17 protein-coding genes and 1 riboswitch are annotated in these 23,604 nt (G+C 62.0%); of the genes, 6 read left to right on the forward strand and 11 right to left on the reverse strand.

All coding sequences use genetic code 11. The annotated features are described in order from the left end of the window. Positions 1 to 63: 63 nt before the first annotated feature. From B5E67_RS07710 to B5E67_RS07730, 5 genes are all read right to left on the reverse strand, one after another. Entirely contained in the window at positions 64 to 384 is a 321-nt protein-coding gene (locus B5E67_RS07710) for a hypothetical protein (protein ID WP_087246392.1), read from the reverse strand. Positions 385 to 518: 134 nt separating this feature from the next. Next, positions 519 to 1,517, reverse strand: coding sequence for a beta-methylgalactoside transporter (locus B5E67_RS07715; protein ID WP_087367286.1), 999 nt, complete (start codon positions 1,515 to 1,517; stop codon positions 519 to 521). A 19-nt stretch (positions 1,518 to 1,536) separates the two neighbouring features. After that, positions 1,537 to 3,078: a sugar ABC transporter ATP-binding protein gene (locus B5E67_RS07720; RefSeq protein ID WP_087384500.1), complete on the reverse strand. Its 1,542-nt coding sequence runs from the start codon at positions 3,076 to 3,078 to the stop codon at positions 1,537 to 1,539. Between the two features lie 123 nt (positions 3,079 to 3,201). Then, positions 3,202 to 4,251 (reverse strand): substrate-binding domain-containing protein, encoded by a 1,050-nt coding sequence (locus B5E67_RS07725; protein ID WP_087384502.1) that lies wholly within the window; start codon positions 4,249 to 4,251, stop codon positions 3,202 to 3,204. 508 nt (positions 4,252 to 4,759) lie between these two features. Further along, positions 4,760 to 9,253, reverse strand: coding sequence for an acyl-CoA dehydratase activase (locus B5E67_RS07730; RefSeq protein WP_275539314.1), 4,494 nt, complete (start codon positions 9,251 to 9,253; stop codon positions 4,760 to 4,762). A 459-nt stretch (positions 9,254 to 9,712) separates the two neighbouring features. On the opposite strand from B5E67_RS07730, the gene B5E67_RS07735 reads away from it, so the two are divergent. After that, positions 9,713 to 11,254: an alkaline phosphatase gene (locus B5E67_RS07735; RefSeq protein WP_087384505.1), complete on the forward strand. Its 1,542-nt coding sequence runs from the start codon at positions 9,713 to 9,715 to the stop codon at positions 11,252 to 11,254. 150 nt (positions 11,255 to 11,404) lie between these two features. Here the strand turns inward: B5E67_RS07735 and mscL are convergent, their stop codons facing one another. From mscL to B5E67_RS07755, 5 genes are all read right to left on the reverse strand, one after another. Continuing rightward, entirely contained in the window at positions 11,405 to 11,836 is a 432-nt protein-coding gene (mscL, locus tag B5E67_RS07740; RefSeq protein WP_087368294.1) for a large conductance mechanosensitive channel protein MscL, read from the reverse strand. 24 nt (positions 11,837 to 11,860) lie between these two features. Then, a complete protein-coding gene (locus B5E67_RS07745; RefSeq protein ID WP_087246385.1) occupies positions 11,861 to 13,552 on the reverse strand; it encodes a M3 family oligoendopeptidase in 1,692 nt (563 codons plus the stop codon). A 153-nt stretch (positions 13,553 to 13,705) separates the two neighbouring features. Next, a complete protein-coding gene (locus B5E67_RS15450) occupies positions 13,706 to 14,026 on the reverse strand; it encodes a hypothetical protein (protein ID WP_143405404.1) in 321 nt (106 codons plus the stop codon). Positions 14,027 to 14,440: 414 nt separating this feature from the next. After that, positions 14,441 to 15,709: a folylpolyglutamate synthase/dihydrofolate synthase family protein gene (locus tag B5E67_RS07750; RefSeq protein ID WP_087384507.1), complete on the reverse strand. Its 1,269-nt coding sequence runs from the start codon at positions 15,707 to 15,709 to the stop codon at positions 14,441 to 14,443. Then, a complete protein-coding gene (locus B5E67_RS07755; RefSeq protein ID WP_087246383.1) occupies positions 15,706 to 16,245 on the reverse strand; it encodes a folate family ECF transporter S component in 540 nt (179 codons plus the stop codon). The genes B5E67_RS07750 and B5E67_RS07755 overlap by 4 nt, the downstream gene beginning before the upstream one ends. 147 nt (positions 16,246 to 16,392) lie before the next feature. Next, positions 16,393 to 16,493: riboswitch (THF riboswitch) on the reverse strand. 678 nt (positions 16,494 to 17,171) lie between these two features. On the opposite strand from B5E67_RS07755, the gene B5E67_RS07760 reads away from it, so the two are divergent. From B5E67_RS07760 to B5E67_RS07780, 5 genes are all read left to right on the forward strand, one after another. Further along, a complete protein-coding gene (locus B5E67_RS07760) occupies positions 17,172 to 18,551 on the forward strand; it encodes an MATE family efflux transporter (protein ID WP_087384510.1) in 1,380 nt (459 codons plus the stop codon). A gap of 62 nt (positions 18,552 to 18,613) precedes the next feature. Further along, positions 18,614 to 19,366: an exodeoxyribonuclease III gene (locus B5E67_RS07765; RefSeq protein WP_087384512.1), complete on the forward strand. Its 753-nt coding sequence runs from the start codon at positions 18,614 to 18,616 to the stop codon at positions 19,364 to 19,366. Positions 19,367 to 19,389: 23 nt separating this feature from the next. After that, positions 19,390 to 20,802, forward strand: coding sequence for an MATE family efflux transporter (locus B5E67_RS07770; protein WP_087384514.1), 1,413 nt, complete (start codon positions 19,390 to 19,392; stop codon positions 20,800 to 20,802). Between the two features lie 14 nt (positions 20,803 to 20,816). Continuing rightward, positions 20,817 to 21,299 (forward strand): small multi-drug export protein, encoded by a 483-nt coding sequence (locus B5E67_RS07775; RefSeq protein ID WP_087384516.1) that lies wholly within the window; start codon positions 20,817 to 20,819, stop codon positions 21,297 to 21,299. A 67-nt stretch (positions 21,300 to 21,366) separates the two neighbouring features. Continuing rightward, positions 21,367 to 22,755: a Sapep family Mn(2+)-dependent dipeptidase gene (locus B5E67_RS07780; RefSeq protein WP_087384518.1), complete on the forward strand. Its 1,389-nt coding sequence runs from the start codon at positions 21,367 to 21,369 to the stop codon at positions 22,753 to 22,755. Positions 22,756 to 22,875: 120 nt separating this feature from the next. Here B5E67_RS07780 and B5E67_RS07785 read toward each other — a convergent pair whose 3' ends face one another. Beyond that, entirely contained in the window at positions 22,876 to 23,604 is a 729-nt protein-coding gene (locus tag B5E67_RS07785; protein ID WP_087384520.1) for an acyl-ACP thioesterase domain-containing protein, read from the reverse strand.

Here is a 23,604-nt window from a genome sequence, read left to right on the forward strand (position 1 = left end):
AACAAAACGGAGCCGCACCCGGCAAGGGGTGCGGCTCCGTTTTTCTCTGGGTGAACCGTCCCGTCAGAACAGTCCGAAAAAGCTGATGTGGTTGACCCCCAAAAAGACAAAGATGGCGATGAGGGCCACCAGGACGGCGATGAGAATATCCATCTGGTGGACGCTGAGGGGAAAGTGATCGTAGATCTTTTCCTTGGAGTTCTTGAACCCGGGGTCGCCGTTGTTCAGCAGGCCCTGCTTTTCGGCGGGGCCGCTCTGGGCGGCCCGGGCGGCTTCGGCTTCCCGGGCTTCCAGCTCCGCTTCCCGGGCGGCAAGGGCGGCCTCCCGGGCCGCCAGCTGGGCCTCGCGGTCGGACAGGGACGGGTCATTGGAATGATCGGGCATGGAAGTTTCCTCCTTCCTTTTGCTATCCGTAGTATAAGCGCAGACGGCCGGAAATGCAAGTGAAAATACAGCAGGGGGCTGCCGGGTGTTCCGACAGCCCCCTGTATCATCAAAAGGTCCCTTGGGAAAGGTGCTTACTTCTTGGCCAGGTACTTGCGGATATCGATGGCGACAGCCAGGATGATGACCAGGCCCTGGACAATGTAGGTGTAGGAAGAGTTGACGTTCATGAACTGCAGAGCGACCTTCATCAGCTCAAAGACCAGAACGCCCACCAGGATGCCGGGGACGGTGCCGACGCCGCCGGTGGTGGAAACACCGCCGATGGTACAGGCAGCGATGGCGTCCAGCTCATAGCTCATAGCGGTGTTGACGGATGCGCCGCCGGACTTGGCAGCCAGCAGGCAGCCGGCCAGACCGAACATGCAGGAGGCCAGGATGTAGATGCGGATCTTGGTGGCAGCGACGTTGACGCCGGCCACCTCAGCAGCGGCCTCGTTGCCGCCGATGGCGTACATGTACTTGCCGTGACGGGTCTTGTTGTACAGGAACCAGAAGCAGACAGCCACGATGACAGCGATCCAGATCAGGACGGGGATGCCGATGATGGTGTTGGATGCCAGAGAGGTGAAGTCGCTGTTCAGAGAGCCGATGGGGGTACCGCCGGTGTAGACCAGGCAGATACCGTAGACCACCTGCTGCATACCCAGGGTAGCGATGAAGGGCTGAACCCGCAGGTAGGAGACCACCAGGCCGTTGCACAGACCCACGACGGCGCAGATGGCAACCACCAGGATGAAGACCACGGGGGTGGGCAGGGTGGGCAGGTTGGGATAGAACTTGCCGGCGGCGCCGGAAGTCTGGGCGAAGATGCAGGCCAGGCAGGCTGCGAAGCCGGCCAGACGGCCAGCCGACAGGTCGTTGCCGGTGGTGATCAGACAGCCCGAAATGCCCAGCGCGATGATGTAGCGGATGGACACGTTCTTCAGCAGGTTGATGATGTTGGCGGCGCCGAAGAAGTTGGGGTGGATGATGCCAACGATGAGAGAAACGAGGACCATCAGGACGATGATGGCGTTGTTGCCCAGCCAGGTCTTAATCAGACGGCCGGTTGATTTCTTGGTAGCTTCCACGATTAGACTGCCTCCTTATTTACTGGTTGGCCGCGGCCTTGTCGGGTGCGGTCTCAAACTGGGTGGCGAGCGCCATGATGTTTTCCTGAGTGGCGTCCTTGCCGTCGATGAAGCCGGTGATGCGGCCGTCACACATGACCATGACCCGGTTGGACATACCGATGATCTCGCTCATTTCGGAGGAGATCATGATGATGCTCTTGCCCTGCTTGGCGAGCTCGGCGATGATGCAGTAGATCTCGTACTTGGCGCCGACGTCAATGCCGCGGGTGGGCTCGTCCAGGATCAGGATGTCGGGGTTGTTGGCCAGCCAGCGGGCGATCAGAACCTTCTGCTGGTTGCCGCCCGACAGGCTCTTGATCTGGGTCCGGGGGCTGGGCACCTTGATGGCCATTTTCTCTTTGTTGGACTGGACCAGATCCAGGATCTTCTTGTTGTCCAGCATGATGGGGCCCTTGCGCAGGTCGTCGAGGGAGGCGATGGAGATGTTGTCGGCGACGCTCAGCACGCCCATGATGCCGGTGGCCCGGCGGTCCTCGGTCAGCAGGGCCAGGCTCTTGGAGATGGCGTCCCGGGGCTGCTTGATCTGGACCTCCTGGCCCTTGATCCACACTCTGCCGGTGGTGTGGGCGCGCAGGCCGAAGATGCCTTCCATCAGCTCGGTGCGCTGTGCGCCCACCAGGCCGGCCACGCCCAGGATCTCGCCCTTGCGCAGCTCAAAGTTGCAGTGGCGGAAGCTGCGGGGGTGAATGGAGGTGAAGTCCTCCACCTTGAGCATGATCTCGTCGGAGGGGTGGTTCTCCAGCGGGGGATACTGGTTGGACAGTTCGCGGCCCACCATCTTGGCGATGATCTCTTCCTTGGTGATGCTGGCCACGTCCCATTTGCCGATGTACTGACCGTCGCGCATGATGGTGACTTCGTCGGCGATGACCTTGATCTCGTCCATCTTGTGGCTGATGTAGACCAGGGCGACGCCCTGCTCCTTCAGCTCATGCATGATGCGGAACAGGGACTCGACTTCGTTGGCGGTCAGGGAGGAGGTGGGCTCGTCCAGAATCAGGACTTTGCAGTTGGCCGAGACGGCCTTGGCGATTTCCACCATCTGCATCTGAGCGATGCTCAGGGAGCCCAGCTTGGCGTAGGGGTTGATATCCAGTTTCAGGTGATTCAGCAGTTCTTTGGTGTCCTTGTACATTTTGGCGTGGTCCACCGTGACGATGGGGCCAAAACGCTTGGTGGGGTAGCGGCCCAGCCAGATGTTCTCGGCGACGGTCCGGGCCGGGATGGGCTGGAGCTCCTGGTGCACCATGGCGATGCCTTTTTCCAGCGCGTCCAGCGGGGTGGGGATGGTTACCTTCTGTCCATCGTACTCGATCTCGCCCTCGTCCATCTTGTAAATGCCGAACATGCATTTCATCAGGGTGGATTTGCCGGCGCCGTTCTCGCCCATCAGGGCCATAACCGTGCCGGGGCGCAGCTCAAGCCGGGCATGATCCAGAGCTTTGACGCCGGGGAAGACCTTGACGACGTCTTTCATTACCAGACGGTACTCTGCCATTCCGTAGAGCCTCCTTTTGTTCACTTGATTCCCGCAAGAAAAGGTGCGTACGGGGGGAAGAAGCCGCTCCCACGCACGCACCTCTCATTCCTTACAATTCGTTCCGCTCAGGCAGCCGGAGGATCAGAGGTAATCTGCAGCGTTCTCCGAAGTAACCTTGACGTAGTCGACCCAGTAGTACTGCTCCACAGCCTCGCCCTCGACGTACATCTTGGTGGCTTCGGTGGCAGCGGTGGCCTGGCCCACGTCATCGTTCAGAACGGTGCCGGTCATGCGGCCATCGACAACAGCCTGGACAGCCTCAGCCAGAGCGTCAACACCCACCAGGTAGATGTCGGTGCCCACGGTGCGGCCAGCCTGCTCGATGGACTGCAGAGCGCCCAGAGCCATGGCGTCGTTGTTGCAGAAGACAACCTCGATCTGATCGCCGAACTGTGCCAGAGCGTTGGCCACGTCCTGCTGAGCCAGAGTCTGGTCCCAGTTGTCCAGGTACTCATACAGGCAGTTGACGGTCTTGCCGGCGTCTTCCAGAGCCTTGATGGAGTACTCGGTGCGGTACTGGGCGTCGATGTTCTCGGGGTCGCCCTTGCACATGATGTAAGTGATGACGCCGTCGCCGTTGATGTCGCCCTCGGTGTCGGTGGCCAGGATCAGCTCGCCCTGGTAAGTACCGGACTGACGTGCGTCAGCGCCGACGTAGCAGCACTTGTCGGGATAGCTGTCCAGAACAGCCTTGTCGGGCTCACGGTTGATGAAGACGATGGGGATGCCGGAGGGAGAAATGGTGTCCACGATGGTCTGGGCCGAAGTGGTCTGGACCGGGTTGATGATCAGGACGTCCACACCCTGCTGCAGGAAGGTGTTGATCTGCTCGGTCTGGGTGTTCTGGTCGTTCTTGCCGTCCATGATGGTGACGCCATAGCCCAGCTCGGTGAGGTACTCCTCCAGGTCGGCGCGGTACAGGGTCATGAAGTTATCAGCAAACTGATAGATGCAGACGCCGATGTTGGCGCTGCCGGCAGCAGCAGAAGCTGCAGAAGTAGCAGTGGAAGCAGCAGAAGATGCGGTCGAAGCAGCAGAGCTGGAATCGCCGCCGCCGCAGGCAGTCAGGGCAGCAGTCGTGCCGACAACGGCAGATGCCTTCAGAAAGTCGCGGCGAGAAATCATTTTCATAATAGCATTCTCCTTCATCAAAAAACAAAATCGGGTGCGGGCAGGCCCCCCACACGCTAAGGGGCATGTCCTCTCTGTCTCTTATTATACCCTCGCCGTGAAACTATGTGCAATAGTAAAAACAAACAAGCTTGAAGAAAAAGTTTTAGGAGATTTTGACAACAAAAAGCAAATTGGTCTGTGGATTTTGCGGCATGTGGCACAAAACTGCATTTCAACGCATCATATGTACAAAAAGTGCGGATTATGTATCCCAGACGGGCCGCCGGAGCCGGCCTGAAAACCGCCCCGAAAACAAAATTTTATTTGATTTCCGTTGTTATACGAATATGTGACTTTGTTTGATATATATGGACTTTTTATGCCTGTTTTCACAATACCGAAAAAACCCGCTAAACAAACGGGAATAACAGGAATAAAAGCGCCGGAGCGGAGATTTTGGGCCTGGTGAAGGGGCCGTATGCAACAAAAGCCCCTGCCGGGCGGGCAGGGGATTGGGGGTGAAACATCAGGATTGCACCGGGACAACGGCGGCGGTGCGGCTGCCGCGGCGGGCGCTGGCAGCCCGCTTTCTGGGCTGGGCGCCGGAGGCGGCGGCCGGGGGCGCCGGCGGGGTCTGCCCGGCGGACTCTTGTGCGGGAGCCGATGTCGGGCGGCGGGCCTTTTCGGTCATAATCAGCATCTGGAGACGGTTCTCCAGGTTGGCGAAACTGACGTCGGGGTCGTAGTCCAGGGGCAGGATCTGGGCGTCGGGATAGATTTCCTTCAGCCGCTTGGCCACGCCGCGGCCCACCACATGGTTGGGCAGACAGCCGAAGGGCTGCAGAATGATGAAGCTGCGGCAGCCCTCCTTGGCGTGGTGGAGGATTTCGGCGGGGATCAAAACGCCCTCGCCGGCGTCAAAGGTGTGGTGAATGATGGGGTCGCTGGCCCGGACAATGTCCTGCATCCGGGCGGCCCGGTGGTACAGGGGATGCCGTTTGGCGATGGAATCGGTCATGGCGTGGGCCGCGTTGAACACCTCGTCGGCGGTGCGGTACCAGATCTTTTCGCCCAGAGGCTTGGAGATGTGGTACTCCTTGATCTGAGCGTCCATATAGAAGTAAGTCTTGCGGATGACGTCGGTCATCCGGGCCTCGATGATCTCGAAGCCGTTGGTTTCCAGATACTTCTCGATGTCGTGGTTGGCGCCGGGGTGGAAGTTCAGCAGGTACTCGCCCACGATCAGGACGGTGGGGCGGGGGTTGGAGCGGTCGTACTCCACCGCCTTCATCCGGTCAATGGCCTTCTCAAAGCCCTTTTTCAGGCCGGGAATGCCGTGGCGGGTCATGCCGTCCACAATGTCGTCCATGCCGGTCTCAAAGGCCTGATCGGCTGCGCCGGGCACCTTCTCATAGGGGCGGATTTTCCGCAGCAGCTCCTCCATGACGTCGATCATGGGCAGAGAGAACACCAGATTGAAGGAGGACGCCAGATTCATCTTGAAGCCGGGGTGCATGTTGTGGCTGTCCTTGTCGTCGTTGGTCAGAATGGGAATCTGGGCGAAACCGGCGTCGTCCAGGGCTTTCCGCAGCAGGGCGCTGTAGTGGGTCAGACGGCAGTCGCCAATGTACTTGGCCATGGCCACGCCGGTGTGGTCCAGATCGTACTTGCCGCTGCGGAGGGCCGCCAGGATTTCGCCGATGACAATCTGGGCGGGGAAACAGATGTCGTTGTGCACATACTGCTTGCCCAGACGGATGGCCTCCTCCCGGCCCACTTCCAGCGGAACAGCCCGGACGTGCTGGGCGGCAAAGGCCGCCGACATCACCCGGCAGAAGGCGTGGGAGGTGTTGGGCACCAGGACCACCCGCTCCTGGATGTCGGCCTTGGTGAACTTGACGGGATAGGGATCGGGCAGGGGATGCACCTCAGCCCGGGCGCCCTGGGCCCGGCGCAGGGCCGCCGTCTCCACAAAGGACCGGACCCGGATCCGCAAGGAGCCCTGGGCGTCGCTCTCGTCCAGCTTGAGGATCAGAGGGCTCTTGCCCGAGATCTCGTGCATCATGCGAGTGATTTCGTCCGACAGATAGGCGTCGTGGCCGCAGCCGAAGCTGACGATCTGGACGTACTCCAGACAGTCATCCCGGGCGGCCAGAACGGCGGAGGCCAGCATCCGGGCGTGGTAGTTGTTGACGATGTCCAGACGGCTGCGGGACAGGTCCACCTTGTTCACGTCGGGCAGGGAGTCGTTGGTCAGCACCGGAATCCCCAGGCTGACGAACAGGTCGGGCAGAGCGTGGTTGACCAGTTCGTCGTTCTGGTAGGGACGGCTGGCCAGCACCACCGCATAGCGGTTCTCGGCGTGGCAGCGGTCCAGCACCGCCTGGCCGGCGGCCTTGAGCTGGTCCGAAAAGCTGGTCTGGGCGGCGTCGCCCAGGGCAATGGCCCGGCGGGTCAGCTCTTTGTCGATGCCGAAGGTGGCGGCCATGTAGTCGGTCAGCTGGCGGTCCCGGTCGGCCCGGCGGTGCCAGTGGAACAGGGGAGCGTCAAAGGGGATGCCCCAGCGCTTCTGGGGATCGTCCGAGTTGCGGATGACAATGGGATAGCCCTTCACCACCGCGCACATGGACTCGCTGGTGGAAGCGGTGCCCTCGGGCTGGACGGTGGTGATGGAGGGCATGAAAATCCGGTCCACCTTCCGCTTGGCCAGGTCCCGCAGATGGCCGTGAACCAGCTTGGCCGGGAAACAGACGGTGTCGGAGGTCACCGCCGACAGGCCCTCCTCGTAGAGGGGACGGGTGCTCTTGCCCGACAGCTGAATCTTGAAGCCCAGGCTGCGCCAGAAGGCATTCCAGAAGGGCATGGTCTCCCAGAAGGAGAGAACCCGGGGAATACCGATGGTCACCCCGCGGTCGGGGGCCAGTGCGGGAGCGTCGTAGTCGGCGAACAGAAGTTTTTCCCGCAGGGCAAACAGGTTGGGAATGCTCTGGATGTTCTGATTGGTCTGGCGGACCCGGGCCTGGACGGCGCTGTCCTTGGGGTCGCCCAGAATCTCGCCCCGCTCGCACCGGTTGCCGGTGACAAAGCTCTCCCCGCTGGGGAACCGGATGACGGTGCGGGTGCAGTGGTTCTGGCAGAAGGGGCAGGGCTCATTCTGGCTCTGGGTGTATGTAAAGGTGTCCAGGGCCTCAAAGCCGATGAAATGGCTGGCGGGGTTGCCGTTGGCTTCGGCCTGACGCTTGGTCAGGAGGGCCGCGCCGATGGCGCCCATCTCGCCGGGGTAGGGGGCGCGGGTGACGGTGCAGCCCAGATACTGTTCCAGCGCCCGCAGGACGGCGTCATTTTTGAAGGTGCCGCCCTGCACCACAATCCGGCTGCCCAGCACGTCGGTGTTGGGGATGCGGACCACCTTGGTAAAGACATTCTTAATAATGGAACGGCACAGGCCCGCCATGATGTCGTCGGGGGTGCGGCCGTTTTTCTGTTCGGTGATGATGCTGCTGTTCATAAAGACGGTGCAGCGGCTGCCCAGCTCGGCCGGGTTTTCGGCCCGGAAGGCTGCGTCGGCGATGTCCTCCACCGGAATCCCCAGCCCGGCGGCAAATTCCGCCAGGAAGGAGCCGCAGCCTGAGGAACAGGCCTCGTTCAGCAGCATATTGGTGACCACGCCGTCCTTGATCCAGATGGCTTTCATGTCCTGGCCGCCGATGTCCAGCAGGAAGGTGACGTCCGGCAGATAGTGGCAGGCCGCCGAAGCGTGGGCCACCGTCTCCACCGTGTGATAATCCCCGCCGAAGGCCTTGCTCAGCATCACTTCGCCGTAGCCGGTGGTGCCCAGACCCAAAACATCGAGTTTTACACCCTTGGCAGTATACTTTTTGTACATCTCCTGCAGGCCGCGGCGGATCACTTCGATGGGATCGCCCCGGTTGCTGGCGTAGAAGCGGTCCAGCACCTGCTCGTTCTCGTCCATCAGAACCAGCTTGCTGGTGGTGCTGCCGGCGTCCACGCCGATGTACACCCGCAGGGTGTCCCCGGGCTGGGTTTCCGGCTCTGCCAGCTGGGGCAGGGTGTGGCTGGCCTTCCAGGCGTCCCGCTCGGCGTCGGAGGCAAAATACCGCTGGGCGGTGTGCTGTTCGGTGACCTCGGGGGCGGAGGACAGCCGTTCCAGCGCGGTCTCGGGGGTCATGGGAGCGGCCCGGCCGGTGGGCAGGGGATACAGCTCATCCATGGCCAGGGCGGCGCCCAGGGCCACAATGGTGTCGGCGTTGTCGGGGCGGATGACCTGTTCCGGGGTCAGGCCCAGACGCTCAGCAAACACCCGGATCAGGGTGGGGTTGTAGGTCAGAGGGCCGCCCTCAAAAATGACCGGCGGGGTCATTTCCAGGCCCTGGGCCAGGCCGCCGATGGTTTGCTTGGCGATGGCGTGGAAGGCAGACAGGGCAATGTCGGCCCGGCTGGCGCCCTGGTTCAGCAGAGTCTGGATGTCGGTCTTGGCAAAGACGCCGCACCGGCCCGAAATGCTGTAGACCTGCTTGCCCTGGGCGGCCAGGGCGTCGAACTGCTCGGAGGGAACCCGCAGCAGGGCGGCGATCTCATCGATAAAAGCGCCGGTGCCGCCGGCGCAGCTGCCGTTCATCCGCATGTCGGAGGTGGTCAGGGTGCCGTCCTCCTCCTGGCGGAAAAAGATGACTTTGGCGTCCTGGCCGCCCAGCTCCACGGCGGTGCGGGCGGCAGGGTAGAGGGCGCGGACGGCGGCGCCGTTGGCCACCACTTCCTGCACGTAGCAGGCGCCCATCTGGTCGGCCAGGGGCCGGCCGCCCGAGCCGCACACCGCAATCCGCATGGGCAGCCCGGCGAACTTTTCACACACGGCGCTCAGCAGCTCGCAGAGGGTGCGCCGCTGCTCGGCGTGGTGGCGCTGGTAGCGGCGGAACAGAATCTGCCCGGTCTGCCGGTCGGTGAGGACGGCCTTGACGGTGGTGGAGCCAATGTCCAGGCCGAGACTTAAACGTTTCATGATCTCTTTCATTGTATACCCATATTTATAAATCCAAAAAGGTTGTCTGGCGTCTCGAACGGACCCGTCGGGGTATATCGTTCGATATCATACAGAATAACACCCCATTATGAACATTTCAATGTTTTGAGGGATAACGGGCTGGATTTTGTCGCTTTGCTTAGAATTCATACGAATAAAGCAATCTTTTTGGGCTGGATGCAAAGAGCCTCCCCGCGTATGTATGTGAATTTTACACAGAAAACCGCCTTTTTACATTGGACGGCAAAACAGGCTGTTACTTTTTACCAAAGTTTTGCGCAGACATGGTTTCACCAAAAAGCGGCTTAGGATACAATAAAGCCGTCCCAAAGAGGACCCGGGATCACCCGGGGAACAAGACATGAGGGCCCGAACAGATGGGCCGGGGCAGGGCTGCGAGGCCCGCCGCATATTGGGTACGAGAGAAAGGAAATTGGTATGAAGAACGTGAAATTTTCCCGCCGCAGCTTCCTGAAGGCCGGCGCTGCCGCCTCGGTGGCCAGCCTGGTGGCTGCCAATGCCGCCGTCGCCTCGGCCGCCGAGCCCAAGGCTGCCGCCCAGGAGAACGGCCTGTTTGACGGTATGTTCGGCGGCAAGACCCCCAAGTACATCTTCCTGTTCATCGGCGACGGCATGGGCGTGGCCCAGATCCAGTCCGCCTCCTTCTACAAGGGCACCGTCGAGAACAACGGCGCTGTGACCCCCGCCGAGCTGAGCTTCATGAAGTTCCCCTTCGTCGGCAGCGTCACCACCTATGACTCCACCTCCTTCTGCCCCGACTCCGCTTCCACCGCCACCTCCATCGCTTCGGGCGAAAAGACCGAGTCCGGCGTCATCAACATGACCCCCTGGACCCGTGACGTCCCCTTCGAGACCATCGCCGAGAAGCTGCACAGCCAGAAGGGCTACAAGGTCGGCATCCTGAGCACCGTCAACATCGACCACGCCACCCCCGCTGCCTTCTACGCCCATCAGGCCAGCCGCAAGAACTACTACGAGATCGGCGAGGAGCTGGCCAACAGCGGCTTTGAGTACTTTGCCGGCGGCGACTTCCAGGATCCCCGCGGCGGCGCCGTCTCCAACTACGACATGGCCATCGCCAAGGGCTACAAGCTGGTCACCACCCAGGCCGGCGCCGCTGCCCTGAAGGCCGGCGACAAGGCCCTGGTCATCGCCGAGCAGCGCGCCGACGCCGCCGCCATGAACTACTCCATCGACGCCGCCGCCGGCGAGTGGCAGCTGTCCGACTACGTCCGCAAGGGCATCGAAGTGCTGGATAACCCCAACGGCTTCTTCATGATGGCCGAGTCGGGCAAGATCGACTGGGCCTGCCACGCCAACGACACCGCCGCCTCCATCCACGATGTGCTGGAGATGAGCAACGCCGTCCAGGTGGCCGTCGACTTCTACAACCAGCACCCCAACGACACCCTGATCCTGGTCACCGCCGACCACGAGACCGGCGGCATGACCATCGGCTTCACCACCACCAACTACGACACCTATCTGACCAACCTGACCAAGCAGACCATGTCCTTTGTCAAGTTCGACAGCATCATCGACACCCTGCGCGCCCAGGGCGCTTCCTTCGAGGCTGCCATGGCCGAGGCCAAGAAGGCGTTCGGCCTCATCACCGCGAATGATGCCGACGCCGCCAACCCCGAGTACGAGAACCTGATCCTCACCGACTACGAGCTCGAGGGCCTGCGCACTGCTTACGAGCGCAGCATGACCGTCGGCGCCGCCGGCCAGGGCGACATGACCCAGCGGGATTACGAGCTGTACGGCACCTATCAGCCCTTCTCGGTCGAGCTGTGCCATGTGCTGAACCACAAGTCCGGCATGGACCACACCACCTGGAGCCACACCGGCGCCCCCGTCAACATCTACGCTGTGGGCGCAGGCTCCGACAAGTTCACCGGTGCTTTCGACAACACCGAGATCTTCCACAAGCTGGCTGAGCTGACCGACGTGAAGTAAACCGCGTCCCGGCTCTCCCAAAACAAAACACGAGACTCCTTCTTCCTTAATCTTCTTAACATACACCAGGCATACATGCTAAAGCCCCCGCCCAACACCGCGCGACACGGTGCAGGCGGGGGCTTTTCGGTTTGAAAAAATCAAAAAGTGTTACGGGGCAGGGGGATCAATCATCGAGGTGCAGTGGGGGCAGCGGGTGGCCTTGATGGAGATCTCGCTCTGGCAATAGGGGCAGATGCGGGTGGTGGGAGCGGCAGGGGTCTCCTTTTTCTTGCGGAAGGAGGCGGCCTTGTTGGCCGCTTTGATCACCACAAACAGGGACAGGGCGACGATCAGGAAATTGATGACGGCATTGAGAAAGGACCCGATGCCGATGGATACCTGCCCCACCTGAATCACCACATGGGAGAAATCCATGTTGAAAAACAGGCCGATGACAGGGGAAATGATGTCGTTGACCAGGGAATCCACAATGCTCTTGAAGGCGGCGCCAACCACGACGCCCACAGCCATGTCCAGCACGTTGCCGCGCATGGCGAAAGCCCGGAATTCCTTGAAAAAACGCTGGATGCCTTGGGTCATAGGGTAATGATTCCTCCTGAGGGATTAGATCTGGTGCTCCGCAATCCAATTTGCCACCGGCTGGGCGATGGCCTTGACGCTGCCCTCCTCAAAGGGGGTGCGGAGGCCGGCGGTCTCGCACAGCTCAGTGTAGCTGGCGGTGCCGCCGCGGCGGCAGAGCCGGAGATACCGCTGCCATGCGTCGGCGTGGTCGGCCTCGTTCAGCAGGAAGAACTGGAGAGCCGCCATGGTGGACAGGCAGTAGTCGATATAATAGAAGGGGCACTCGTAGATGTGGAGCTGACGCTGCCAGCCTGCGCCCCGGCCGTAGAAGGGCAGACCGTCAAAGTCGATCCAGGGACGGTACTTCTTCTCCAGCTTGAGCCAGACGTCGTTGCGCTGGTCGGGGGTCAGGTTGGGGTGCTGGTACATGATATGCTGGAACTCATCCACTTCACAACCATAGGCCAGGAAAATCAGGCTCTCCTCGGTGTGGGTGAGGGCGTACTTGGGGGTGTCTGCGCCGAACAGCAGATGATGCCAGGGGGCGGTGAGGAACTCCATGGCCATGGAGTGGATCTCGGCGCTCTCCATGCTGGGGCACTTCAGGTCCTCGGGCATGGCCTCGTCCAGGGCGGCCAGATAGCCCTCGAAGGCGTGGCCGGCCTCATGGGTCAGGACGTCCACATCGGCGGCGGTGTCGTTCCAGTTGGCAAAGATAAAGGGGGCCTTGTAGGTGGGCAGGATGGTCATATAGCCGCCGTTGGCCTTGCCGGGACGGCTGAGGACGTCAAACAGCTCGTTGTCCTGCATGAAGTCGATGAACTCGGCCGTCTCGCTGCTGAGCTCGTGGTACATGGTGCGGGCAGCGTCCATGCGCACCTGATAGCCCTTGACCGGGACGGGGTTGCCGTCGGGAAAAGCTACGTTCAGGTCGGCAAAGGTGGGGTGCTCGATGCCGGCGCGGCGGGCGCGGCGGGCCACCACTTCGGCCAGCAGAGGCACCACGTCCCGGGCCACCTGGTCCCGGAAGATGCGGATTTCCTCGGGGCCGTAGCCGATGCGGTTCATTCGGGCATAGGACAGTTCGCTGTAGTCCTTGTAGCCCAGGATGGCGGCCTGCTGGTTCAGGTTGTGGACGGTGCGCTCGTACAGCTCGTCGAACTCGCCGCGGTGGGCGTCGAAATAGCTGGCCTCGGCCTCAAAGGCAGCGCGGCGGACGGCGGGGTCCAGGCTCTGCTTGTAGGGGCCCAGCTGGGGGATGGTGAGCTGCTGGCCGTCCAGCTCCACCAGAGCGCCGCCGTACAGACGCTGGTACAGGCTGGAGATGGTGTTGGCCTCCTGCTGAAGGGCGGTGACCCGGCTGTCCACCGACAGGACTGCGTTGCGCATGCCGGGTACGCAGGTGGAACCGTAGGCAGCGGTGAGGGCGTCCAGATGGGGATTGGCCAGGATGGCGCGGTAGATCTCGGTGACGGCGTTGGAAACGGCAGGGCCGTTGGCGTCGAAGAAGTCCTGCTCAGCCTGCCAATAGGGATCGCGGGTGTCGCAGGTATAGTGGATGTTGGCCAGGTTGGCGGCGGTGGTGTAGTCGGCCATGGCGGCGCTCTGGTCGTAGTAGAGTTTCACCAGAGCCTCGTCGGAGTCGGCCGCGGCTGCGTCGGCGGCAAACTGGGCGCACCGCGCCAGAATGGCGTCAATATCGGGGCGTGCATAAGGCATTTCACTGAATTTCATGAGCGTTCATTCTCCTTCCTTGTGGCCCCGTGGGGGGCTTTATCCTGCCATTAGGATACCACAACCGAATGCAAAAGAAAAGCCGGGCACAAAAAAGTAAAAGTGAAATCCTTTCAGCCGGTGCAAGTGGGCATGAATACTCACTTTTTGGCTTTAATCAAGTACAGTGGTGAAGACGCCTGAACCGGCGCCCTGACGCCCCGGCTTGGGGCTGTATCCCTGCCGTGAAATATAGCCGGTGTGCCTGTTCCCAGTGGAAACGCCGTACCCGGTGGGCCGGAAAAGCGCCTTGTCCCAGCCGGAGACAGAACCCCGGCCCAGCCATGGAAAATCCTTTCTTTTATCTAAGGAAAAACCTCTTTTTCGGAAGAACCGGTGCGGCGTGCCGGTGCTGTGAACAGCAAAGGGAGAGAGGAATAAAACGGCAAGAAAAAATCCCCGCCCCGGAGTAGGAGCGAGGATTTTGTGTGGCATAGGTGTTTACGCTTGGTATAGATCGAAATGGAATTAACTCTCAGAACGCATTGGCTTGCGGGAAATGGCATTTTCCAGCAGTTTGCATCGTACCGTGCCGCAGGCACAAACGTAACGAACGAGCCGGAGCGAAACGGCTCCGCGGAACCTTCGGAGACCCGGAAACTGTATGGTACACATTGAAACCTCTTGCGCTTAGCCGATTTTTGCGGCGCGCCGCGGTGGTCGCTTGCAAAAATCGGAGCGCTGCGCCAGCCATAGCTCCCTGTTTCGTCCACAGGACGCGGTCGCTATGGCTGCCTTGCATCGTACCGTGCCGCAGGCACAGACGCAGCGAGGGAGCCGGAGCGAAACGGCTCCGCGGAACCTTCGGAGACCCGGAAACTGTATGGTACACAGTAAAAAGTCTTTTGCTTACTTTTCTTCCAGAAAAGTAAGGCGGACGGGGCCGGAGAAGTAGAGGGTGCCGAGGGCGGCGACGGGCCCGCCGTCAGCCAGGGCGTCGGCCCGGTGCACACCGGCCGGGATGGTGTCCGCCGCCTCCGCTACGCCGCCCAGGGCCGTGATCTGGGCCGCCAGGTCAGCCGCCGGAATGGCCCGGGGACTGGGGGCCGTGACGGTCACAAAACACTTGGCCAGAGGCAGAAGCAGCTTGAGCATGTCGTCGGAATCCTTGTCCGCCATGATGCTGATGAGGAAAACGAACTTCTCGCCCGGGAACCGCTCCCGCAGACTGGCCACCGTGGCCCGCATGCCGTGGGCGTTGTGGCTGCCGTCCAGCAGGAAGGGCGGGTCTCGGCGAAGCAACTCAAACCGGCCCGGCCAGCTCACCTGGGCCAGACCCTGGCGGATGGCCTCGTCCGGAATGTCCCAGCCCCGGTTCCGGAGAACCCGCAGGGCCGTGATGGCCACGGCAGCGTTGCGGGGCTGATAGCTGGCCAGCAGGGGAAGGGTCAGCCCTTCCATCCCGTCGAAATCAAAGACCAGGCCGTCCAGGCTGGCGCTGGTCCGGTGCAGACGTCCGAAATCCACCACCGACAGAGGAGCGTGCCGGGCCCGGGCGACGTCGGCAATGACCTTGTCGGCCTCGGGCTCTCCGCCGTAGCTGACCACCGGACAGCCGGGCTTGATGATGCCGGCCTTGGCAGCGGCAATGTCCGCCAGGGTGGGGCCCAGCTCTTTGACGTGGTCCATCCCCAGGGCGGTGATGACGGCGCATTCAGGGGCGGCGATGACGTTGGTGGAATCCAGCGCGCCCCCCAGCCCTACCTCCAGCACCACGATGTCACAGTGCTGCTGGGCAAAATAGAGCATTCCAAGGGCGGTGATGAGCTCAAACTCGGTGGGCAGGTCGGTCATGGCCTGGGCCACCGGCTGCACCCGCTCCACCAGCCGGACCAGGTCCTGGTCCGGGATGGGCTGGCCGTCGATCTGGATGCGCTCATTGAAACGATTGATGAAAGGGGAAGTAAACAGTCCCGTCTTGTAGCCGGCCTGCCGCAGACAGCTGTCCATCATGGCGGCGGTGCTGCCCTTGCCGTTGGTGCCCGCTATGTGGACAAACCGCAGCTTGTCCTGGGGCCGGCCCAGGGCTTCCAGCAGGGTCTGGGTTCGATCCAGACCGGGCTTGTGGCCCTGCCAGTGGATGGCATGAATATAATCCAATGCCTGTTCGTAAGTCATTCCGAACGCCTCCCGTTCAGGCTGCCCCGGGCTGCGGCCATCAGGCTGTGATTGGCCAGCAGGGCCCGCATCAGGAACCATTCCGCCACCGACAGGATCAGGGCGTTGGGAATGCGGGCGGCCAGCACGCTCCAGGGATAGCCATAGAACAGCCACAGGGCCAGCGAATTCAAAATCATGGAACCGATGACGTGGCCCAGCAGGATGCCGCCGGCCAGTCGGACGCCGTCCCGGCGGGCGGGCAGGTAGCGCCAGCCCAGACCGGCAAACAGGCCCACGGCGCCGGCCCCCAGGGTGATCAGGGGATTGATGGCGTAGCCGGCCAGGACGCCGCCGATGATGTCGGCGATGGCGCCCACGGCGAAGCCGGCTGCCGGTCCGAACAGGACCGCCGCCAGCACCACCGGCAGGCTGCCCAGGTTGAACCGCAGAAAACCGGTGGAAATGCTGAACACCCGGCTGAACACGATGCTCATGGCGATGAGCAGGGCACAGAAGGTCAGACTGCGAAGGGATTTGGGACGATTCGGATTCATGGCAATGCCTCCTTTTCTGAATCCAGCCAGAGGAGGACAAAGAAACGGCCCTCCCCATGCGACAAAACCGCACAAAGGAGGGCCGTGAAATCCGGCAGCGTTCACACCGGGCCACGGGCATACCGCGGCCCGCGCCCAGGTCCATGCAGCAGCGGGATGCAGGCTGTGCACCGCGGGAAAACTTCGCCTTCGTCCGCAGCACAACTCCCCGTTGATGCGGCACTTAACGCGCACAGCCTTACTCTGTTGATCTTTTGGCAATCAGGGGGCCGGGATGGCCCCTTCCGGCCGGGCGGCCGGCATCCGCCCTGCCGGGGCGGACGGCGGCAGGCGGATGGCCTGCACTGTCTGTATTATACACGCTTTGCAGCCGGGGTGCAAGGCGCTGGAAGAACATCTTTCCCAATGGAACGACTGTCTTTTCGTGCAAGATGCCCAGAATCCGCCGCCGTCCGGCAAAAGAAAAACGGCGGCCCGTGCAGGTTGGGCCGCCGCTTTGCCCTCGCGGGCAGGCAGGGTAAATGATAAGAAGGTAAATGAAGAAAATAGCAACATTCAGGGCGGAGCGCAGGGGCCAAAGGGCCTGGGAAGCAGGGGGGATACCATTCTTGTATCCAAGGCGCTCCGTTGGGATACAACATACCACTTTTCACGGGGAAATGCAAGACTTTTTTGAACAAAAAAGCCTTTGAAACAGCGTAAAAACGTATTTTCGTGAAAGCGCACAAATATAGGGGAGCTTTGCTGCAACAAATGCCGAACTTGCGCAGGGGCGTCTGTCGTTCCGGGACGGACAGCCCGCCGGCAGGGCCGGGGAGCGGGCTTTACATTCCGGCGGGGCTATGTTATGATAATCAGGTACGTTTTTATGATCTGTGGGAAAATTTGCCCGCCCGGAAGGTCGGGTCGGGACGAAAGAAAAGCGAATGGAACAAGAGTCAGAGGTATATACACCCAAAATTTTGAAGAACGGGCCAGGGGGCCCGATTTTTACCACCAATGACCTGCTGCGGCTGATTGTGCCGCTGCTGATCGAGCAGCTGCTGGCCACCACGGTGGGCATGGCGGACACCATGATGGTATCCCGCTGCGGCGAGGCGGCCATCTCGGGCGTCAGCCTGGTGGACATGATCAACAACCTGATTATCAACCTGCTGGCGGCCCTGGCCACCGGCGGCGCGGTGGTGGTGAGCCAGTATCTGGGCGCCGGCCGCAAAAAGGAGACCGACGACAGCGCCGGTCAGCTGGTTCTGCTGAGCCTGCTGCTGGGCCTGGGCCTGGGACTGTTCAGCTGGGCGCTGGCCCGGCCCATGCTGCGGCTGCTTTACGGCAACATCGAGGCGGACGTGCTGGACGCCGGCGTCCGCTATCTGCAGGTGACGGCCCTGAGCTATCCCTTTCTGGCGCTGTACAATGCGGGAGCGGCCATCTTCCGCAGTATGGGCAACTCCAAGATTTCCATGCAGATCAGCCTGCTGATGAACGCCATCAACATTGTGGGCAATGCCGTCTGCATCTTCGGATTAAATATGTACGTAGAGGGCGTGGCCTGGCCCACCGTCATCAGCCGCGCTCTGGCCGCCGCCCTGATTCTGGCCGCCTGCGGCCGCAAGTCCAACACCGTCCAGGCCCGGATGACCCTTCGGGTGGACGGAGGCCTGGCCCGGCGGATTCTGGGCATCGGCATCCCGTCCGCCTTTGAGAACAGCCTGTTTCAGGCGGGCCGGATTGTGGTGGTGAGCGTGATCTCCCTGTTCGGCACCGTTCAGATCGCCGCCAACGCGGTGGCCAACAACCTGGACGGCATGGGCTGCATCCCCGGCCAGGCCATCAGTCTGGCCATGATTACGGTGGTGGGCCGGTGCGTGGGCGCCCAGGACAACGAACAGGCGGCCGCCTATGCCCGCCGCCTGCTCAAATGGACCTATCTGACCATGGGCCTGTTCAACGGGGCCATCCTGCTGTTTGTCAAACCGCTGGTGGGCATCTATGCCCTGTCGGGGGAGACCATGGAGCTGGCCATCCTGCTGGTGCGGATTCACTGCGGCTGCGGCCTGCTGCTGTGGCCGGTGGCCTTTGTCCTGCCCAACGCCCTGCGGGCGGCCAACGATGTGCGGTTCACCATGACCGTCTCGGTGCTGAGCATGGCGGTCTGGCGTCTGGGCTTCAGCTATCTGCTGGGCGTCCAGATGGGCTACGGCGCCGTGGGCGTCTGGATTGCCATGGTCATCGACTGGATTTTCCGTTCGGCCTGCTTTGTGGGGCGGTTCCGCAGCGGCGTTTGGAAAACCAAATACCTGGCGTGACGCCGGCTCGGTGCGGGCGGCGGCCATGCCCCATGCTTTAAAGCAAAAGAAGGGAACACTGTATGAAGCTAGTCAGCTGGAATGTCAACGGCCTGCGGGCCTGCCTGTCCCATGGCTTTGCCGAGAGCTTTGCCGCCCTGGACGCAGACGTCTTTTGCCTGCAGGAGACCAAAATGCAGCCGGGTCAGGCTGATTTCCACCCCGAGGGCTATCAGGAGTATTTCTACTCGGCCCAGCGCAAGGGATATTCGGGCACAGCCTGCTACTGCCGCACCCAGCCTCTGGCGGTGACCATGGGGGTGGGGATGGAGGAGCACGACCAGGAGGGCCGCGTCGTCACCCTGGAATACCCCGGTTTTTACCTGGTGAACTGCTATACCCCCAACAGTCAGGACGGGCTCAAGCGCCTGGACTACCGGATGGAGTGGGAGGCCATGTTCCGCCGCTACCTGCTGGATCTGGACGCCAAAAAGCCGGTGATCCTCTGCGGCGACCTGAACGTGGCCCATCGGGAGATCGACATCAAGAACCCCGCCTCCAACCGCCGCAGCGCCGGCTTCACCGACGAGGAGCGGAACGCCATGACCCAGCTGCTGGAGGCCGGCTTTGCCGACAGCTTCCGGCTGCTGCACCCCGACGAGGTGAAGTACAGCTGGTGGAGCTACCGTTTCCGCGCCCGGGAGCGGAACGCCGGCTGGCGGATCGACTATTTCCTGGTTTCCCGGCGGATCGCCGACAAGGTGCAGGCCGCTGAAATTCATAACGAGATCATGGGCTCGGACCACTGCCCGGTGGAATTGGTCATTGATCTTTGAACCGAAAGGAGCATATAGGTATTATGGAAGAAAAACGGTCTGAGACCGCGTCCGTCGGGACCGCCGACCAACGCCTGGGCACAGCGCCCCTGCTGCCCCTGATTTTCAGCCTGGCCCTGCCCACGGCCCTGGCCCAGCTGGTCAACATGCTGTACAACATCGTGGACCGGATTTACGTGGGCCACATCCCCGGCACCGGCAGCCTGGCGCTGGCCGGCCTGGGCGTGACCTATCCCATCATCGTCCTGATCACCGCCTTCTCCAACCTGGTGGGCATGGGCGGCGCGCCCCGGGCCTCGGTGGCCATGGGCCGCGGCGACTACAAGACCGCCGAGAAGATCCTGGGCAACTGCATCACCATTCTGGTGGTGCTGTCGGTGGTGCTGAGCGTGGGGTTCACCATCTACGGTGAGCCGGTGCTGCTGGCTTTCGGCGCCAGCGAAAACACCCTGCCCTACGCCATGGCCTATCTGCGGATTTACCTGCTGGGCACCATCTTTGTCCAGTTCACCCTGGGCATGACCCCCTTTATCACCAACCAGGGCTTTGCCAAGACCAGCATGGCCACCACCTGCATCGGCGCCATCAGCAACATCATCCTGGACCCCATCTTTATCTACGGGTTCAACATGGGCGTGGTGGGCGCTGCGGTGGCCACCATCCTGAGCCAGGCCCTGAGCATGATCTGGGTGCTCTGTTTCTTCCTGGGCAAGCGCAGCGTCCTGCGTATCCGCAAGGAAAACCTCATCCCCGACAAGGCCATTCTGGTGCTGGTGCTGTCGCTGGGCGTCTCGCCCTTCCTGATGACCGCCACCGAGTGCCTGATTCAGCTGTCCTTCAACACCGGCGCCGCCACCTACGGCGGCGACAGCGCCGTGGCCATCATGAGCATCCTGTTCTCGGTGTCCCAGATCGCCAGCCTGCCGGTTCAGGGCTTCTGCCAGGGCGCACAGCCCCTCATCGGCTATAACTTCGGCGCGCAGAAGCTGGAACGCGTCCGCAAGACCTTCCAGGTCATGCTGACGGTGTCCATGAGCACCACAACCCTGGTGGTGGCGGCGGTGGAGATCGCGCCCCAGATGTTCCTGGGCCTGTTCTCCAGCGACGCGGCCATTGTGGCCATGGGCTCCGCACCGCTGCGGATTTATATGCTGGGCCACTTCTTCATGGGCGCCCAGAACGCCTGCCAGCAGACCTTCCTGGGTCTGGGCGAGGCCAAGCTGAGTATGTTCATCGCCCTGCTGCGCAAGGTGATCCTGCTGCTGCCCCTGTCCCTGGTGATTCCCCGGGTCTTTGGCCTGCTAGGCATCAGCCAGCTGCTGGGCCTGTATGTGTCAGAGCCGGTCAGTGACTTTATCTCGGCGTCCACCTGCACCATCCTGTTCTTTGTGATTGAGTGGAAGAAGCTCAATCCCGCTCCCAAAGCTACCAACTGATCAAAGGAGGCCCCATGCTGGAAAAGTATCTGTTTGTGTTTTTCGTCTCCATGGTTCCCATCATTGAGCTGCGCGGCGCCATCCCCATCGGCCTTGGCCTGGGTCTGGACGCCCTGCCCACCTATCTGGTGGCGGTGTTGGGCAACATGCTGCCGGTGCCCTTCATCTACCTGTTCGCCCGCAAGTTCCTGATCTGGGGCTACAACAAGCCCCTGATCGGCGGCATCTGCAAGTTCTTTGTGGTCAAGGGCGAAAAGGCCGGCCGCGCTCTGGAAGCCAAGGCCGGCCGCGGCCTGGTGATTGCCCTGCTGATCTTTGTGGGCGTGCCCCTGCCGGGCACCGGCGCATGGACCGGCACCCTGGCGGGGTCCATCCTGGACATGAAGTTCAAGGATGTGCTGATCGCCTGCATGGGCGGCGTCCTGATGGCCGGCATCATCATCGGCCTGGCCAGCGCCGGACTGCTGGGCGTGTTCAGCGTCTTCTTTGCGGTGTAAACCCGTTGTTGTTTCTCAAAGCTCCCGCCCCGGCGGGCAGCTTTAGAATAGAAAGGAATGGATATCTATGGATCAGGAACTGAATCAAAAGATTGACGCCTTCATTGCGGCCAACCGCGAGCAGCTGCTCGACGACATCGCCGCTCTGGTGGCCATCAACAGCGTCGAGACCGCCCCGGCGGAGGGCGCACCCTTCGGCGAGGGGGCCCGGGCCGCTCTGGACAAGGCTCTGGAGTTGGCCGGCAAGATGGGCCTTGCCACCCACAACTGTGAGGGCTACATCGGCTATGCCGAGCTGCCCGGCGCCGACCCGGACAAGTACCTGGCCACCATCTGCCATGTGGACGTGGTGCCTGCCGGAGAAGGCTGGGAGGCCGATCCCTTCACCATGCGCCGTCAGGACGGCTGGATTCTGGGCCGCGGCGTCATGGACGACAAGGGCCCCATGGTGGTGACCCTCTACGCCCTCAAGTTCCTCAAGGAGATGGGCGTGCAGCTGCGCTACCCCATCCGCGCCCTGGCCGGCACCAACGAGGAAACCGGCATGAAGGACGTGGAGTACTATCTGGCCCACAACAAGGCCCCGGCCTTCTGCTTCACCCCGGACGCTGAGTTCCCGGTCTGCAACGGCGAGAAGGGCCACTTCCACGGCAAGCTGGTCAGCCCGGTGTGCAAGGGCAAGATCCTTTCCTTCACCGGCGGTGTGGCCAACAACGCTGTGCCGGACCGCGCCAGCGCCCTGGTGGACGCCGACATCGTAGGCCTGAAGAACGCCCCCAACATCACCCTGGAGCCCGAGAACGGTGGGGTCCGGGTCCGCGGCTGGGGCAAGTCGGGCCATGCAGCCAGCCCCGAAGGCACCGTCAACGCCATCGGCCTGGTGGTGGACTACCTGCTGGCCAATGACCTGTGCACCGAGGAGGAGCGGAAATATCTGGAGGCCCTCCACAAGCTGCACAGCTCCACCGCCGGCGAGGGCCTGGGCATCGCCACTTCGGACGGTCCCTTCGGCCCCCTGACCATCATCGGCGGCCGGATCTATATGGAGGACGGCCGGATGGTCCAGACCATGGACAGCCGCTATCCCACCTCCACCAACGGCGAGGTCATCGCCCAGGCCATCCGCAATGCCATCGGCGACGGCGCCGCCCTGGAGGATGTGGACGCTGCCGATCCCTTCTATATTGAGGCGGACACCCCCGCCATCCTGGCCTGCATCGACACCTACAACCAGGTCACCGGCAAGAACGAGAAGCCCTTCACCATGGGCGGCGGCACCTATGCCCGCCACTTCCCCTATGCCGTCAGCTTTGGCCCCGAGTCCCACGACCTGGTGCTGCCCTCCTTCGGCGGCCCCATGCACGGCGCCAACGAGTCGGCCCCGGTGGACGCTCTGCTCCAGTCGATCAAGATTTATATTCTGGCCCTGCTGCGGCTGGAGGAAATTGATTTCTGATCCATCCCTATAAAATCATAACAAAAGGCAAAACCGACACGGATTTTGCCTGATGGTATACAAAAAAGACCCGGACCTTGCGGTGTGCCGCAGGGTTCGGGCCTTTTGCTTTATGTATGGTTACAGGGGTTTCAGTTGTTCGTTGAGGGCTACCACCGCGCAGACCTCGTTCTCCCGCACAAAGGAGACCAGCCAGCCGCCGTCCTGACGGGTGCTCTTGAGCACCAGAGGGTCACCCCGCCGCAGAGGGCTGCGGTAGGAGATGCGGATGGAACGCACCCCCTGGGAGAGGATCTCCTGGGGCGCGGCGTCCAGAGCCAGATTCAGATAGGCGGTGTTGTGCAGGTGGTCGTTGTAGTCCATGTCGCTGCGGCGCAGCAGAACCGGTTGTTCGTCGGTGTAGGATGTGGGAGGCCGCAGCCGGGGCAGCCGGTCGGGGAAGGCGGAGGCATCCTCGGGCTGGTAGGCGGCCATCCGCTCAGGAGAGGGCAGCTGGGGGGTACTGGTGCTGCGGACCACCATGCACAGCTTGGCCTGGCCCCGGGCCAGCAGCTCGCCCGATTCGCTTTTCAGCAGCATTTCACGGGTGGCCTGGCGGGGACCGTTCCGCAGCCAGGTGCTGGCCGAGAAGTTCTCCTCATAGGAGGGCGACCGAAGCACCTGAATCCGCCAGTTGGTGACCACCCAGGCCATCCCGCAGCAGAGGCTCTCTTTCATGACGGAATACCCCACCAGCTCGGCGTGGCGGGAGGCGGTGTTTTCGAAGATGGACAGGAAGGCAGGCGGGGCCAGCAGGCCCCGCTGATCGAAGTCCTCCACCCGGGTGTGGACAGGAAGGGTGAATATCAT

Source organism: Faecalibacterium sp. An122 (assembly GCF_002160895.1).
Taxonomy (GTDB): domain Bacteria; phylum Bacillota; class Clostridia; order Oscillospirales; family Ruminococcaceae; genus Faecalibacterium.